This window comes from Aquibium sp. ELW1220 (assembly GCF_030398385.1).
In the GTDB taxonomy this organism is placed as follows: Bacteria; Pseudomonadota; Alphaproteobacteria; order Rhizobiales; family Rhizobiaceae; genus Aquibium.
Genome location: NZ_JAOAOQ010000001.1, coordinates 196,441 through 211,007, shown reverse-complemented (window position 1 = coordinate 211,007; position 14,567 = coordinate 196,441). Strand labels below are relative to the sequence as shown.

The following is a 14,567-nucleotide window of genomic DNA, read 5'->3' as shown; positions in this document are numbered from 1 at the left end:
CTCGAATTGGCACGCCTGCCCAACGCATGCCAGAAGCGTGCCATACGAGGCCGAATCGCCGGCAAACGGGCTGCAATCCTTCGAAAGGCAGTTACCAATCGGTTACCAGCGCAGCGAAGTTGCGCCCGCCTCAACCCAGGATGAGCAGGAGCAGGATGCCCGCCACGATCAGCGCGCAGCCGAGCGTTTCCGCGAGGTTGATCTTCTCGCGGAAGAAGAAGACCGACGAGGCGAAGGTGAAGATCATCTCGACCTGCGCCAGCGCCTTCACCACCGCCGCCTGTTCCAGCGTCATGGCCATGAACCAGCCGAAGGAGGCGCAGGCGCCCGCCGCGCCTACGATCAGGGACGGTTTCCAGGCGCGGCCGATGCGGGCGATCTCGGCGCGGTCACGCCAGAGCATCCAGATGCCCATCAAGACGGTCTGGAAAAGGATGACGAAGGCCAGGGTGACGGCGGCCTGCATCATGAAGTTGGGGCCGCCGAGGGCGATGGAGGCGGCGCGGTAGGAGACGGCCGAGACGCCGAACAGCGTCCCCGACGCCAGACCGATCAGGGCGGTGCGACTGACCGTCGACAGGAAGAGCGCACGCCAGGTCAGCGGGACGCGCGCGACGGAGATCAGCATGACGCCGAAGACGCTGACGGCGATGGCGGCAAGCGTGCCCGAAGTCACGCGCTCGCCGAGGAAGATGAGACCGAACAGGGCGGCCTGCGCGGGTTCGGTACGCGAATAGGCGGTGCCGACGGCGAAATTCCTGAACGAGAACAGGTGGACCAGCAGGAACGTCGCGGCGATCTGCGACAGGCCGCCAAGCGCCATCCAGGCGAAGAAGGGGCCGTTCGGTCGCGGCAGTTCATATCCGGCAAGCAGATGCAACCCGAGGACGAAGGCGAGCGCGAAGGGGACGCCGAAGCCGAAGCGCACGAAGGTGGCGCCGGTCGTCCCCATCACCCCCTTCAGATGCTTCTGCATTGCCGATCGCAGGTTCTGCAGGAAGGCGGCGACCAGCGTGATGGGGATCCACAGTTCCATGTCCGGTGGTATGGTCTCGCGAGGGAGGCAGGGGCATGGCGTATGGCATGCGTTCCGAAGCCGCAAGACTGGCGTGGCGCAGAACCGGATCCGGAGATTGGTCCAGGCGACGCACATCAGCCATTTTGATTCAATCTAAGGTTGCAGATAGAACGCCGAGGCTGTACATCGCCCCGCCTCCCGGGAACGGGCGGAGCCAGTCCCCTAGCCCTACCGAGAACCGGTCTAGCTTGCCATGATAGAGTCGAGGCCGCTCATCCTGATGATCGTTCCGCCGTGGCCGAACGGCGGGAGCGCCAACGTGTTCGAGGCCTGCGTCGCTGCCCATGCCGCCGCCGGCCGCGACGTTCACGTGCTGATCGCTCCGGACCAACCGAGCATCTGCGCGCGACCGGAAGACCGGACGGACGTCGAAGGGCGGATGAGCTTTCCCGGCGCCTTTGCGACGGAGGTGCTCCTGCCCGCCCGCCATTGGCGCTACTGGCTGAACCGTCGGCGCCACCGCCTGCGGCGCGCGGCCGGGAACGCGATCGATTTCTGGGCGTCGAACGTCGCCGCGCGGCGGCTGCCGCCGGTCCTGCGGGAGACACTTCGCGCACGGCGGCCGATCGAGATGATCCATGTCCACCATTGCTGGAACATGAAGCTCGCAGCGCAACTGGCGGCCCGGACACGCCGCGCAGATGGCGGCCGGCCGCGGCTGATCTGCGAGACGCACGACGTCCAGAGCCAGAACATGGACGTGATCGAGGGAAGCCGCTGGATCAACCGGAGGTTCGATCGCGCTTCCCTGGTCGAGGCGGAGACGCGGATGTGCCGGATGGCCGATCTTCTCGTCCATATCAATCCGGTCGACGAGCAGGTCTTCCGCCGGCGCCTTCCGGATGTCCGGCACAGCCATCTCGGCCCGACGATCGCACCGTCGACGGAAGCGAGACTGCGAGCACTGCGCGACGGGGTCCTTTCCGACAAGCTGGTCTACGTGGCCACCAGCAACTACTGGAACATTGCGACGGTGGTCTGGCTGATCGAGGAGGTGTTGCCGCAGGCGCCGCGGCTGGCCGATCATCTCAGGATCTATGGCGACGTCCAAGAGGGATTGCGGCGCGGGCGCCCCGATCTGTACGCCACGCACGGTTCCCTGTTTGCAGGCCGGGTCGAGCGGGTAGCGGACGCCTACGCGGACGCCTGCGGCATCCTCGTCCCGGCGCTGGCGGGCTCCGGTTCGTCCATCAAGCTGCTGGAGGGCCTCTGCACGGGACGGCCGCTGCTCGGAACGACCGCGGTGACGCGCGGCGTTCCCGCCGACCTTCTCGCCCGCATGCCCCTCGCGGTTCATGACGAGGCGCGAAGCTTCGCGCAGGCGGCGGTCGGCATCATTTCGGCGCGGAACAGCTTCGTGAGCCGTGGCGGGGAGGTGTTCGACCGCCACTACTCCAACGCGGTCTATCGCGAGAGGCTGGGTGCCATGCTCGCGACGCTCGTCTCCTGAAGCGTCGGCCGGGCGGGCACTCCGTCATTCCGGCCGCGCCATCCCTGCCTGGTGGCGCCCTCCGATCGATCAAGCCTGGCCAGTCGAACGCCCCGCGGCCCGCCTGTCGCGCAACCGCCACAGCATGCGGCGCCACCGGGCGCGCAGGCTCAGGAACCAGAAGCCGCCGTCGCGAAGATGCCGCCGCGTGTAGCTCCAGCGGAGCGCCATGATCCGGCAGATCCCTGCGTAGCGGGCACGGCGGACCGGCGGCGGCAAGCCGGCGATCAGGCGGTCCATCTGATCGGACCAGATCCAGTGGTCCCGCATGCTGGACAGCGAGATGCTCGCGGCGTCGCGGGCGTCGGCGTCGGGACTTCTCTGGTGGATACGGACGGCAGCGCCGGCAGAATGAACGAACGGTCCCTGTGGTACCAGATCGAACAGAAGCTTCGCGTCCTCGCCGGTGCGCCACCGCGCCTCGAACCCTCCCGCCTTCCGCACCGCCGCCGTGCGGAAGAGGCAGCACTGGATCAGGCCGCCGCCAAACTCGAGAACGAAGAGGACGGGGTCGGTCGCGAAGACCGACATCACATCGTAGGCGAAGGGCGCGCCGTCGCGGATGGTCTGGCGGTCGGCGACCGCTCCGACCGCCACCGGGTCGGCATCGAGCGCGGCGGCTGCCGCCGCGAGGAAATCCTCCGGCCACTCGTCGTCGGAATCGAGGAAGGCGACGAGATCGTGGTCGCGGCAAACCAGGTCGAAGCCGGCATTGCGCGCCGCCGCCGGGCCGCCGTTGCGGATGGTGACGACGCGCCACGCGAAGTCGGCATTCTCCCGGAGCCATTCGCCGGCAGAGGCAGCCGTTTCGTCGGTCGATCCATCGTCGACGACGATGACCGTCGCCGGGCGAAGCGACTGGCACGCGATGCTCGCCAGCGCGCGGCGGACCAGGGTCGGCCGGTTGTAGACCGGCACCACCACCGCGACGCGCTCCCGAACGGCCTCGCCCGCGCCGGCCTGCGGAACATTGCCATCCTCCAGCGGCTGCGGCGCGCTAGGCTGCCAACCAATCTGGATGTCATCGAAGGAGGAATGGCCGCGCGACGAGTTGAGGGGCGCAGGATCTGACATGCGGGTGCCGGTGCCGAATCGAGATCAAGCCGCGCCGTTCGGGACCGCGGCGGGCCGAAGCCCGTCGTTGGAGCATAAGGTTACTTTTTGCGAGCCCACGGCCGTTGTCAATCCGGAATTGAATTCGCGCAGACCGGGCCGTACGAGGCGGCGCAGGTCCGTCCGGCGCCGGCTCTGTACCGCCCGTTGAGGCTCAGGCCTCGACGGGTGCAGGTGTCCGCCCGGCACCGCCCCCTCCGGCGGGCGCCCGCTTCAGGAAGGCGAGCAATATGATGACCAGCGCGAAGGCCGCGATCTCGTAGAGGAGCGCGTTGCCCAGGCTGACGACATAGGCCTCGCGCGCCGACATGCCGGACCCGAGGTTGGCGCCCAGCGACGCAAAGAAGATCTGCCCCGTGATGGCGATGCCGACGGCGGCGCCGATCTGCTGGAACGACTGGGTGGCGCCGGAGCCGGAGCCGGCATCCTGCGGCGGCACGTTGGCGAGCACCGTCTGGAACAGCGAGGAGATCGCCGTTCCCATGCCGAATCCGCTGACGAGAAGCGGCAGCACGAAGCGCCAGTGGTCGACCGCCTCACCGACCGTCGCCACCACGAAGGACAGGAGGACCATGCCCAGGATCAGCGCGGCGGCGCCACCGGCGATCCGCGCGCGCGGCCAGCGGCCGGCGAAGCGGCCGGACGCTATGGAGGCAAGGAGGACACCCACCGGGAACGGCACCGTGGTGAGGCCGGACTCGAGCGGGCTCAAGCCGAAGCCGGTCTGGAGGAAGACCGCGAGCACGATGAAGAAGCCGGCGACGCCCGAGAAGAAGACCGTGACCATCGTCATACCGAGCAGGAAGCTTCGATTGTGCAGCAGCGTGACGGGCAGCAACTGGCTGAGACCGGCGCGCGCACGGCCGGCTTCGTGGCGCTGGAAAGCGATGGCGGAGACGACGGCGAGGCCGAGCATGGCGAAGGTCCACATCGGCCAGCCGAGGCTGTGCCCTTCGATCAGCGGGAACACCAGGAGGAAGACAGTCAATGCGGCAAGCAGGATGCCGCCGACGTCGTGCTTCAGCGCCGGATTGGCCGGCGTCTGCGGCACCAGCATGGCGGTGGCCGCGACAGTAATGACGCCGAGCGGGATGTTGACCAGGAAGATCGGCCGCCAGTCGAGGCCGAAGATGTCGGCGCCGATCAGGAGCCCACCCGTCAGCGGACCCGCCACCGAGGCGAGGCCCGCGGTCAGGCCGAACAGCGAGAAGGCGGCGCCTCGCTCCTGCGGTGGGAACATGACCTGGGCGATGGCCAGAACCTGCGGCATCATCATTGCGCCGGCCAGCCCCTGGAAAACGCGGGCGATGATCAGGGTTTGCATCGTGGGCGCAAGGCCGCAGACCGCCGAGAAGAGCGTGAACAGCACGACGCCGGTCTGGAACATGCGCTTCCGGCCGATCGTGTCGCCCAGCCTTCCGAAGGGCAGTAGTCCGAGCGCGAAGGCGAGCACATAGGCCGCCACCACCCACTCGATCTCGGTGCTGGTGGCGCCGAGGCTCTCCTGCAGCCGCGGCAGCGCGACGTTGACGATGGTCACGTCGATCAGGTTCATGAAGGCTGCCAGCAGAAGGACGAACATCGCCAGCCAGCGGCGGGGATAGGCGCGGGATTCGGCGCTGGGAGCGGACTGCGGAGCGGGCATCAGGAGAACTTTCAGGTCTTGATGATGGCGCGCCGAAGCTGCGCGAACACGGTATCGAGATGATCGAGGCTGCGCCCGGGATGGCGCAGGCAGGCGGTCATGGACCCGATGACAACCGTAGCGGCTGCCGCCGGATCGATGTGGGAGTGGAAGCTGCCATCGGCGCGCCCCTCTGCGAGAAGCGTCTCGATCTGGTCGTTCCAGCCGGCCTGCATGGGCAGTATCTCGGCGGCCACTTCGTCGTCGCGCGTGGCGCGCAGCGCGAGCTCGGCCATCACGGTCAGGAGCTGCCGGCCGGTTGTGAAGAGGTCGCGGAAATCGGTGAACTCGAGGTCGAGGCGCGCCGCGGCGGAGAGCCCTTCCCTCGGGCGGCGCGTGTGCTGGGCGACGAAATCCTCGCGCAGCGACTGCGCCACGAGGCGCACCAGGGCCTGCTTGGTGGGGACGTGGTAGTGCAGGGTGGCAACGTTGATGCCGACGCGTTCGGCGATGTCGCGCGTGCGGAGGCCCTCGAACCCTCGCTCGGCAATCAGCACGCAAGCGGCTGCGGCGATCGCCTTCTGGCGGTCCTCCGTCGAGGCGCGGGCAATATCCTGATCGACCATTCTCAATCAACTGATTGATTGGCAGTCGATTGTCAAGTCCCCGCCGTTTGCAGCCAGGAGACCGCCGCGCAGAGCGCGCATGCCAGGGCAGGATCGAAGGAGAGCGTGGCGCGGGGGGACTGGTCGCTCGACCGGTCAGGCGGCGTAGCTGACGCTGTGCGGCGCCCCGGTGACAACGTTGTTGCGGCCGCCGCTCTTGGCCGCATAGAGCCGCTTGTCGGCGAGCCGCAGCACGGAGCCGACGGGAAGCAGCGGCGAGAACGTCGCTCCGCCGACGGAAACGGAGAGGGCCACCGGCCGCCCTTCCGAGCCGAGAAAGCGGATCGCGGCGACCTCCGCGCGGATCGCCTCGGCGACTGCAGCATCGGACTGCTCGTGACCGGTCGGGATGCAGACGGCGAATTCCTCGCCGCCGATGCGCCCCGCCACCACCTCGGGACCCGCGGCACGCGCGATGGCGGCGGCGATGGCGACCAGAGCGGCATCGCCGACCGCGTGACCATGGGTATCGTTGATCGACTTGAAGTGATCGGCGTCGATGACGAGGAGATGACAGGCCTCGCCGTCACGGTGGCGGCACTCGACGGACTGGAAGAAGCTCTCGCGGTTGAGAAGCCCGGTCATGGCATCGCGGCTCGCCCGCAAGGCCAGCCGCGCATGCGCCTCCGCAAGCCTGCGGTGCGCTTCGGCAAGAGCGTCGTGCGCCTGCGCCAGCTCGCCATTGAGGCCCTTCAGCTTCTTCTTCTGCCAGTAGTTCCGCGCGCTCGCCGGCCAGGCGACGAAAAGCGGGCACATGAAGCTCAGGAGAAGAGCGTTCCCGGCCAGAGGCTGGCCCTGCAATCCCATCGCCGCCGCCGCCACGCCGACAGAGGCGACCATGGCCGCGAGAGTGACGAGACCCGACTTGATGATCACAGAATGCATCGACCTTCCCCTTGCGTAAGCACCTTCCCAAGCAAGGTTTAAAATCAGGATATCGATCATCGTTAACGAAGTGCGAAGGGTGCAGCATGCGTCATCCGCATGGCCAAGAGAGGCTGGCCGTGCCATAAGCGAAGCATGACGAATCGACCAGATCCGGCGCGTTTTTCGGGCATCACCGAGTGGGTGTTCGACCTCGACAACACGCTCTACCCGCATCACACCAATCTCTTCGCGCAGATCGACGTGAAGATGACGGCCTATGTGTCGGAGCTGCTCCAGCTGCCGCGGGACGAGGCGCGCGTGGTCCAGAAGCTGCTCTACAAGGAGTATGGCACCACGCTGAACGGGCTGATGCACCGGCACGGCATCGATCCGGACGACTTCCTGCAGAAAGTGCACGACATCGACTATTCCTGGGTCGCTGCGGACCCGGCGCTGGGCGACGAGATCAAGGCCCTGCCGGGACGCAAGTTCATCTTCACCAACGGCGATCGCGGCCATGCCGAGCGCACCGCGCGGCAGCTCGGCATCCTCGACCATTTCGACGACATCTTCGACATCGTCGCGGCGGGTCTGGTGCCAAAGCCGGCGCGCGAAACCTACGACAAGTTCGCCTCGCTGCACCGGGTCGCCGGTCCGAACGCGGCGATGTTCGAGGACCTGGCGCGCAACCTCGCGGCGCCCAAGGCGCTCGGCATGACCACCGTGCTGATCGTGCCACGCAATTTCGAGCCGACCTTCTCGGAGATCTGGGAGAGCGATCCGGACGAGGCGGACGACGTGGATTTCGTCACCGACGACCTCGCAGGCTTCCTGCGCCAGATCAACGGCGCGCGGGTGACGGCCGCCTGAGCCGCATCCGCCGTCCCTCTCCCCCTCCTGGCCGCTTCCCGCCCGCCAAACCCGGCGGCGCATATCATTTTTGAACGCCGCAGCGCGCGAAGCCCAATAGAAGCGTCGCATCCGACCCGTTCGGAGCCTTTCCCGCTCGGAGGCGACATGGACAGCGCAATTCCCGCACCGCTTCTGGCGGTGCTGGACCGGAAAGAGACGACGCAGAAGGTGCGCGCCGTGCTGGCGTCGCTGCCCTGGCGGACGCAGGCGGTCGATGACGGACGCGAGATCATCCCCGAAGGCTTCAGGCCGAGCGAATGCTGCCTGCTCCTGGAGGGCATGGCCGCGAACATGCGCTACCTGGCCAACGGCGACCGGCAGCTGACGACGCTGCACGTTCCCGGTGACTTCCTCGACCTGCACGGCCTCTTCCTCAAGGTGCTCGACCACGGCGTGCTGGCGCTGACCGATTGCCAGATCGCCGCTGTACGGCATGACGATCTTCGCAGCGCGGCGCTGGAGAATCCCGAAGTTTCCGACCTCATCAGCACCAAGATCGCGCGCGGCTCGGCGATCCAGTCGATGTGGATCGTCTGCATGGGACGGAAAGACCCGGTTCGCCGGATCGGGCATCTGGTCTGTGAGATCTGCCTGCGGCTCCGCGCGCAGCGCCTGGGCGAAGGCTACCGCTTCGAGTTTCCGGTGACGCAGGCTGAACTCGCCGACCTCGCCGGTCTCTCGGTCGTGCACACCAACCGTGCTCTGCAGGAACTCCGTTCCACCGGCTTCGTCGCCTGGCAGGGCGCCAACGTCGTGATCAGGAACTGGTCTTCGCTCGCCAGTTTCGCCGGCTTCGACCAGACCTATCTGGGCCTCGATCGCGGCATGGCCTGACGCGCAGCGCCTGCCGGATTCAGATGTGGTAGAAGCGCCGGATGCAGTCCCATGCTTCCCGGGCGGTGTCGGCATAGTCGATGATATGCTGGTCGCCAGGCGAGATCGTGCCCTGCTCGGCGAGGAAGTCGACGTCGATGGCGCGCTCCCAGAAGGCACGGCCGAACAGGATCACCGGCACGCGCTCCATGCGGCCGGTCTGGATCAGCGTCAGCGTCTCGAACAGCTCGTCCATGGTGCCGAAGCCGCCGGGGAAAATTGCCACCGCCTTCGCCCGCATGATGAAATGCATCTTGCGGATGGCGAAATAGTGGAAGTTGAAACAGAGTTCGGGCGTGACGTAGAGGTTGGGCGCCTGCTCGTGCGGCAGGACGATGTTGAGACCGATCGACGGCGCACCGACATCGGCAGCGCCGCGGTTGCCGGCTTCCATGACGCCCGGCCCGCCGCCGGTGACGATCACGAACTCGCGGTAGAGCGAGGCGGCCGAATGTTCAGAGCACAGGCGGGCGAAGGCGCGCGCCTCTTCATAGTAGATGCTGTTGGCCTCGAGATTCGTCCGCTGCGTCTCGTTCTTCGCAGCCCAGGCCTCGCCGCCCGGCTCGGGGATACGCGCGCCGCCAAACAGGATGACGGTGGAGCGGATGCCGCGCTCGGCGAGCATCATCTCCGGCTTCATCAGTTCGAGCTGCAGGCGCACCCCGCGCATTTCGCGCTGCGTGAGGAAGTCGGGATCGTCCCAGGCCAGCCTGTAGGCGGGCGACTGCGTCTGCGGCGTCTGCGGGACGCTGCGCGCCCGCTGCAGGTCCTCGCCCGAATGCGGCAGTGGCGTCCAGTCGTGCTTCGTCTTGTCGTCCATGTCGATCCTATCCCGGCCCCGCCGTTATTGCGCCGTCCCGGGCGCCGTCGCGATTGACCCCCCATGGAGCATGACATAGGTTCCGCGCGACTTACCGGAAGCCTATGGCCTCGCCCCTTAACAGCACGTGTAACGGAGCCACCGCATGCCCAAGCAGGATCTCGCCTCGCTCGAAAGAACCATCGAGAAGGCCTTCGAGGAACGCGACGGCATCAACACCGGCACGCGCGGCGAGGTTCGCGACGCCGTCGAGGCGTCGCTGCAGTTGCTCGACCGCGGCGAGGCGCGCGTGGCCGAGCGCGGCGCGACCGGCGAGTGGCTGGTCAACCAATGGCTCAAGAAGGCGGTGCTGTTGTCCTTCCGGCTCAACCCGATGGAAATCGTCGCGGGCGGTCCGGGCGAGGCGGTCTGGTGGGACAAGGTGGCCTCCAAGTTCGACGGCTGGAGCGCCAACGAGTTCGAGAAGGGCGGGTTCCGCGCCGTGCCCGGCTGCGTCGTGCGCCGCTCCGCCCACATCGGCAAGGGCGTGATCCTGATGCCGTCCTTCGTCAATCTCGGCGCCTATGTGGACGACGGCACGATGGTCGATACCTGGGCCACCGTCGGCTCCTGCGCCCAGATCGGCAAGAACGTGCACCTGTCGGGCGGCGTCGGCATCGGCGGCGTGCTGGAGCCGATGCAGGCCGGCCCGACGATCATCGAGGACAATTGCTTCATCGGCGCCCGCTCGGAGGTGGTCGAGGGCTGCATCGTGCGCGAGGGCGCGGTGCTGGGCATGGGCGTATTCATCGGCAAGTCGACCAAGATCGTCGACCGCGAGACCGGCGACGTCATGTATGGCGAGGTTCCGCCCTATTCGGTGGTGGTGGCCGGCACGATGCCGGGCAAGCCGCTGCCGAACGGGCAGCCGGGGCCGAGCCTCTACTGCGCCGTCATCGTCAAGCGGGTCGACGAGAAGACCCGCTCCAAGACGTCGATCAACGAGCTGCTGCGCGACTGAGCCGCGGCCGCACTCCACCAGAAAGGGCGGGCACGGTTTGCCGGACCTCGGTACGATCAGCTGGTTCTTCTTCGGTTACTCCGGGCGCGTGGGCAGGCAGTCCTATGCGCTCGGCGGGCTGCTGCTCTACATGGCGCGGCTCTATCCGGTCTACCGGATGATCATGGCGCCGGACGAGGCGACGCAGACCTTCTGGAGCGGCATCTTCCTCGTCGTCATTTGCGCCACGCTGGTGGCCCACATCGCGCTTTCGGCCAAGCGCCTGCACGACATGGGCCGCTCGGGCTGGTTCGCCGTCTTCTTCATCATCGGCGACATCCTGATGTTCCTGTTCCTCTGCATCCCGCCCGGCACGCCGGGACCGAATCGGTATGGCTCGCAGACGGATTCGCCGCGGTAGGGCGGGAGCCTCGAACGGCGTCTGCTCCGCAGCAAGCGTGTTTAGACGGAGCGCCGCCTCAGACGGGTCGACCGAAGACACGCACGACCGGCGCGGAACGAAGCCTTTCGGCCACTCGTTCGACCCCTCGCACCAGAAGCGCATTGGAGTGGGAGACCCCGTTCGGGGCGGCGCTCAGGGCGCGGTTCGCGGGGTCGTAGTAGGCCCGCGTGAACCCGTGGCGTTCGAACAGGTCGGCGACGGTATCGGAGAACAGTTCGATGCAGACGGACTGGAGCCGTTCGTCCGACAGCATCCTCTCCGCTCCTGCAAGCGCACTCTCTTCGAAGCCTTCGATGTCCATCTTCATCATGATTGGACAGCGTCCGCCGAGAATCGTGTCGAGGGTCGTCATCGGGAGCACGCGGGCCCCTTTGCCGCCTTCGTCGATCACACGATTTGTGCTGTCGCTTCCACTCGAGAAGTAGCCCTGCCCGACTGCCGGACCGATGAGCACTTCATGAACTTCGACCAGACCTGCGATGCCATTGGCTTCGATGTTGCGACGGAGATGGCCGACAGTCTCAGGAGCAGCCTCTATGGCGATGGTGGTCGCGCCGACGACACCAGACGCGAGAACGGTATAGCTGCCGATGTTGGCGCCGGCATCGCAGAACAGGTCACCCGGCCGCAGCATGTGAAGGGCGAAGGCCATCTCGGGATACTCGTGCAGTCCGCAGTAGATATTGCCGGTCGCACCCGACATGCCCGCACGCACGATCAAGCGCGTGTCGCCGATCCATGGCACTGCGACCTCGTCCGTAGTGCGAGAACGCACCTGCCAGTTCGCCCAGCGCAGCAGCGACCGTAACGGCGTGCGACCGGAGATCGGGTGACGCAGGATGAAGGACAGCGTGTCGGCGAGCGGCTTGAACATGATATCTGCTTTGGTCCCAAAGATGCCGACAGTCTAGAGCCTGGCCGCGCAAAGGAGAAGGATGACGCGCTCGGCACCGACCGATCGGACGAACCGCGGGGCACGTGCAATCTTCGGGCCCGCAGTCAGGCCGCAAGGTCGCGGGCGTAGGGCACGATGTCGACGCGGTCGCGGCCCGCGTTCTTTGCGACGTAGAGCCGCTGGTCGGCCAGCCGATAGAGATCGGCGAAACTGGCGCCGCGTTCGAAGGTCGCGCCGCCCACACTGATGGAAAGCTGGTACGCCCGTCCAAGCGGCTCGAAGGCTGCCGCGCGGACCGCCGCGCGGATTCGCTCGGCAACTGCTCCGGAACGGGCCGGATCGAGGCTGGGCAGGAAGACGGCGAACTCTTCGCCACCAAGTCGGCCGACCAGGTCAATCTCGCGTACCGAAGCCTTGATCGTGTCGGCGACCAGCCGCAGGGCCCGGTCGCCCGTATCGTGCCCGAAATTGTCGTTCACCGCCTTGAAGTGATCGATGTCGAGCACGAGCAGCGCGCCGCCAGCGCGGCCCTGCTGCTGCCCGACCCGCTCCAGATAGCCCTCCACCAGGGCGGTGAAAGCGCGGCGGTTGAGGCATGCGGTCAGGGCGTCGGTGGAGGCGACGTTCAGCAGCTCGGCGTGGGCGATCGACAGTTCGCGCAGCTTGCTCAGCAAGAAGAACAGCAGCGGCGGTGCGAGCAACAGCGGGATGACGAGGTTGTTGAGCGGATCGTCGCCCCAGCGCCAGACACCGGTCTCGAAGGAATAGCTGTCGATGGCGAAGGCCGCGAGGACGCAGAACAGCGTCCCGACGGCCGTCAGCAGGTAGACGCGTGGTTTCCCGCGCGAGGAAAAATCCAGGCGTTGAGGCACCATCGGTCACAGCCTCCCATTCGAAAGACCATGCGCCATCCGGGTTAAGGCTCCCTGAAGGATCGCCGCCGCTTTCTCGGGATCTGCGGCGACGCATTGCCATCGTGACAGGTGCTGCGGTTTGCACTAACCGTCGCTCCATGACCATGCCCACCGATCCCGTCGCCAATCTCGCCGCCCTGATCCGCTGTCCGTCGGTGACGCCGGCAGAAGGCGGGGCGCTTTCGGCGCTGGAGGCGATGGTGCGGCCGCTGGGGTTTTCGGTCGAGCGGCCGGTGTTCTCGGAGGCCGGCACGCCCGACATCGAGAACCTCTACGCCCGGCTGTCGGGCAACGGGCCGCATCTGATGTTCGCCGGCCATACCGATGTGGTGCCGGTGGGCGACGAGGCGGCGTGGACGCATCCGCCCTTCGGTGCCGAGATCGCCGACGGCTTCCTCTACGGACGCGGCGCGGTGGACATGAAGGGCGGCATCGCCTGCTTCGTGGCCGCGGTGGCGCGGCACCTGGAGAAATTAGGCCGGCCGGCCGGCTCGATCTCGCTCGTGATCACCGGCGACGAGGAAGGCCCGGCCATCAACGGCACGACGCGGTTGCTCGACTGGGCAGCGGCAAAGGGCGAGACCTGGGACGCCGCGCTGGTGGGCGAGCCGACCAACCCGGATAGGCTCGGCGACATGATCAAGATCGGCCGGCGCGGCTCGGTCTCCGGCACGGTGACGGTGCAGGGCCGGCAGGGCCATGTCGCCTATCCGCATCTCGCCGAAAACCCGGTCCGGGGCATCGTCATGCTGGCCGAGGCGCTGATGCATCCGGCCTTCGACGAGGGCAGCACCGACTTCCAGCCGACGAACCTCGAAGTCACGACGATCGACGTCGGCAACCCGGCGACCAACGTGATCCCCGCCCGCGCGACGCTGACCTTCAACGTCCGCTTCAACGATCTCTGGACGGTCGAGACGATCCAGGCCGAGATCCACAACCGGCTCGACAAGGCGGCCGCGCGGCACCGGCTGAGGCCTGGGCGCAAGGCGCCGATCGCCTACGAGATCGGCTGGGGGGTGCGGCCGAGCCACGTGTTCCTCACCCGCGACGACAGGCTGATCGGGACTCTGTCCTCGTCGGTCGAGGCGGTGACCGGCCGCAGGCCAGGCCTGTCGACGGGCGGCGGCACGTCGGATGCGCGGTTCATCAAGGATTTCTGCCCGGTGGTGGAGTTCGGGCTCGTGGGCCAGACCATGCACATGGTGGACGAGCGCGTCGCGCTCGCCGACCTGGAAACGCTGACGACCATCTACGAGCGGTTCCTGGCGGACTGGTTCGCGGGGACCTGAACCGTGCCCCCAGCCGAGCAGATCCATTTGCAACTCACCGGTGCCTGGCGGATGATGCTCGGGCGCGCAGACGGGCTGCGGATGCTCGACCTGACGGCTGATGGCTTCTGGACATCGTTCTTCGCCATCGTCATTGCGCTGCCGGCGATGTTCGCCAGCTGGGTGTCGCTCGCCAACGGGATGGCCGTTCTGGATCCCGACGGTCCGGGCAGGCTTTCGCTCATCGTTCGGCTCGCCGTCGTCGACCTGTCGTCGTGGATCCTGCCGCTCGTGGCGCTGGCGCTGGTCGCCCCTCGCGCAGGGATCGGCGACCGATACGTCCACTACGTCGTCGCCTCCAACTGGGCGACCGCGCTCGTGGTGTGGATCATGCTGCCGCCAAGCATCCTGCGCTTCTTCATGCCGGACGCAGCCGACCTGTCGGCGCTCGTCTCACTCGGGCTTTTCATCCTGACGCTGGTGTTTTCGTGGCGACTGACCAACATCGCCATCGGCAAGGGCGCCGCAGTGGCCACGGGCGTCTTCGCGGCGATGGTGGCGATGTCGCTGTTCGTGCTGTTCGGGATGCAGGATTTGCTGGGGC

The 14,567-nt window shown here is 67.1% G+C and carries 15 protein-coding genes; 7 read left to right on the top strand and 8 right to left on the bottom strand.

The genetic code is table 11. The features are described from left to right. Positions 1-130: 130 nt before the first annotated feature. On the bottom strand, positions 131-1,036 hold the full coding sequence (locus N1F91_RS01025; protein WP_289988458.1) for a DMT family transporter: 906 nt from the start codon (positions 1,034-1,036) through the stop codon (positions 131-133). A gap of 262 nt (positions 1,037-1,298) precedes the next feature. On the opposite strand from N1F91_RS01025, the gene N1F91_RS01020 reads away from it, so the two are divergent. After that, positions 1,299-2,528, top strand: a complete 1,230-nt coding sequence (locus N1F91_RS01020; RefSeq protein ID WP_289988456.1) for a glycosyltransferase — start codon at positions 1,299-1,301, stop codon at positions 2,526-2,528. 69 nt (positions 2,529-2,597) lie between these two features. Here N1F91_RS01020 and N1F91_RS01015 read toward each other — a convergent pair whose 3' ends face one another. From N1F91_RS01015 to N1F91_RS01000, 4 genes are all read right to left on the bottom strand, one after another. Then, positions 2,598-3,641 (bottom strand): glycosyltransferase family A protein, encoded by a 1,044-nt coding sequence (locus tag N1F91_RS01015; RefSeq protein ID WP_289988454.1) that lies wholly within the window; start codon positions 3,639-3,641, stop codon positions 2,598-2,600. 193 nt (positions 3,642-3,834) lie between these two features. Continuing rightward, positions 3,835-5,325 carry an MFS transporter gene (locus N1F91_RS01010; RefSeq protein WP_289988453.1) on the bottom strand — a complete coding sequence of 497 codons (1,491 nt, stop codon included), beginning with the start codon at positions 5,323-5,325 and terminating at the stop codon, positions 3,835-3,837. Positions 5,326-5,336: 11 nt separating this feature from the next. Beyond that, the gene (locus tag N1F91_RS01005; protein ID WP_289988450.1) at positions 5,337-5,930 is read right to left on the bottom strand and encodes a TetR/AcrR family transcriptional regulator; all 594 of its coding nucleotides are present in this window, start codon (positions 5,928-5,930) and stop codon (positions 5,337-5,339) included. A 135-nt stretch (positions 5,931-6,065) separates the two neighbouring features. Then, positions 6,066-6,854, bottom strand: coding sequence for a GGDEF domain-containing protein (locus N1F91_RS01000; protein WP_289988449.1), 789 nt, complete (start codon positions 6,852-6,854; stop codon positions 6,066-6,068). A gap of 135 nt (positions 6,855-6,989) precedes the next feature. Between N1F91_RS01000 and N1F91_RS00995 the strand changes: the two genes are divergently transcribed. Both N1F91_RS00995 and N1F91_RS00990 read left to right on the top strand, forming a co-directional pair. Continuing rightward, positions 6,990-7,706: a pyrimidine 5'-nucleotidase gene (locus tag N1F91_RS00995; protein ID WP_289988447.1), complete on the top strand. Its 717-nt coding sequence runs from the start codon at positions 6,990-6,992 to the stop codon at positions 7,704-7,706. A 147-nt stretch (positions 7,707-7,853) separates the two neighbouring features. Next, positions 7,854-8,582: a Crp/Fnr family transcriptional regulator gene (locus N1F91_RS00990; protein ID WP_289988445.1), complete on the top strand. Its 729-nt coding sequence runs from the start codon at positions 7,854-7,856 to the stop codon at positions 8,580-8,582. A 19-nt stretch (positions 8,583-8,601) separates the two neighbouring features. Here the strand turns inward: N1F91_RS00990 and N1F91_RS00985 are convergent, their stop codons facing one another. Next, on the bottom strand, positions 8,602-9,441 hold the full coding sequence (locus tag N1F91_RS00985) for an LOG family protein (protein WP_289988443.1): 840 nt from the start codon (positions 9,439-9,441) through the stop codon (positions 8,602-8,604). A gap of 145 nt (positions 9,442-9,586) precedes the next feature. Between N1F91_RS00985 and dapD the strand changes: the two genes are divergently transcribed. Next, entirely contained in the window at positions 9,587-10,441 is an 855-nt protein-coding gene (dapD, locus tag N1F91_RS00980) for a 2,3,4,5-tetrahydropyridine-2,6-dicarboxylate N-succinyltransferase (RefSeq protein WP_289988441.1), read from the top strand. A gap of 37 nt (positions 10,442-10,478) precedes the next feature. Then, the gene (locus N1F91_RS00975; protein WP_289988438.1) at positions 10,479-10,841 is read left to right on the top strand and encodes a DUF805 domain-containing protein; all 363 of its coding nucleotides are present in this window, start codon (positions 10,479-10,481) and stop codon (positions 10,839-10,841) included. A 58-nt stretch (positions 10,842-10,899) separates the two neighbouring features. On the opposite strand, the gene N1F91_RS00970 is transcribed toward N1F91_RS00975, so the two are convergent. Together N1F91_RS00970 and N1F91_RS00965 are read right to left on the bottom strand one after the other, a co-directional pair. Further along, positions 10,900-11,757 carry an FkbM family methyltransferase gene (locus N1F91_RS00970; RefSeq protein ID WP_289988437.1) on the bottom strand — a complete coding sequence of 286 codons (858 nt, stop codon included), beginning with the start codon at positions 11,755-11,757 and terminating at the stop codon, positions 10,900-10,902. Between the two features lie 125 nt (positions 11,758-11,882). Beyond that, positions 11,883-12,653 (bottom strand): GGDEF domain-containing protein, encoded by a 771-nt coding sequence (locus tag N1F91_RS00965; protein WP_289988434.1) that lies wholly within the window; start codon positions 12,651-12,653, stop codon positions 11,883-11,885. Between the two features lie 137 nt (positions 12,654-12,790). On the opposite strand from N1F91_RS00965, the gene dapE reads away from it, so the two are divergent. Both dapE and N1F91_RS00955 read left to right on the top strand, forming a co-directional pair. After that, entirely contained in the window at positions 12,791-13,984 is a 1,194-nt protein-coding gene (gene dapE / locus N1F91_RS00960) for a succinyl-diaminopimelate desuccinylase (protein ID WP_289988433.1), read from the top strand. Between the two features lie 3 nt (positions 13,985-13,987). Beyond that, positions 13,988-14,567 (top strand): transporter (locus N1F91_RS00955; protein ID WP_289988431.1); only part of this gene is annotated, 580 nt, incomplete at its 3' end.

What these genes read in the sequence shown, in the direction of transcription:
- N1F91_RS01025 (WP_289988458.1), bottom strand. Translation starts at nt 1,036, where the DNA reads ATGGAACTGTGGATCCCCATCACGCTGGTCGCCGCCTTCCTGCAGAAC.
- N1F91_RS01020 (WP_289988456.1), top strand. Translation starts at nt 1,299, where the DNA reads ATGATCGTTCCGCCGTGGCCGAACGGCGGGAGCGCCAACGTGTTCGAG.
- N1F91_RS01015 (WP_289988454.1), bottom strand. Translation starts at nt 3,641, where the DNA reads ATGTCAGATCCTGCGCCCCTCAACTCGTCGCGCGGCCATTCCTCCTTC.
- N1F91_RS01010 (WP_289988453.1), bottom strand. Translation starts at nt 5,325, where the DNA reads ATGCCCGCTCCGCAGTCCGCTCCCAGCGCCGAATCCCGCGCCTATCCC.
- N1F91_RS01005 (WP_289988450.1), bottom strand. Translation starts at nt 5,930, where the DNA reads ATGGTCGATCAGGATATTGCCCGCGCCTCGACGGAGGACCGCCAGAAG.
- N1F91_RS01000 (WP_289988449.1), bottom strand. Translation starts at nt 6,854, where the DNA reads ATGCATTCTGTGATCATCAAGTCGGGTCTCGTCACTCTCGCGGCCATG.
- N1F91_RS00995 (WP_289988447.1), top strand. Translation starts at nt 6,990, where the DNA reads ATGACGAATCGACCAGATCCGGCGCGTTTTTCGGGCATCACCGAGTGG.
- N1F91_RS00990 (WP_289988445.1), top strand. Translation starts at nt 7,854, where the DNA reads ATGGACAGCGCAATTCCCGCACCGCTTCTGGCGGTGCTGGACCGGAAA.
- N1F91_RS00985 (WP_289988443.1), bottom strand. Translation starts at nt 9,441, where the DNA reads ATGGACGACAAGACGAAGCACGACTGGACGCCACTGCCGCATTCGGGC.
- dapD (WP_289988441.1), top strand. Translation starts at nt 9,587, where the DNA reads ATGCCCAAGCAGGATCTCGCCTCGCTCGAAAGAACCATCGAGAAGGCC.
- N1F91_RS00970 (WP_289988437.1), bottom strand. Translation starts at nt 11,757, where the DNA reads ATGTTCAAGCCGCTCGCCGACACGCTGTCCTTCATCCTGCGTCACCCG.
- N1F91_RS00965 (WP_289988434.1), bottom strand. Translation starts at nt 12,653, where the DNA reads ATGGTGCCTCAACGCCTGGATTTTTCCTCGCGCGGGAAACCACGCGTC.
- dapE (WP_289988433.1), top strand. Translation starts at nt 12,791, where the DNA reads ATGACCATGCCCACCGATCCCGTCGCCAATCTCGCCGCCCTGATCCGC.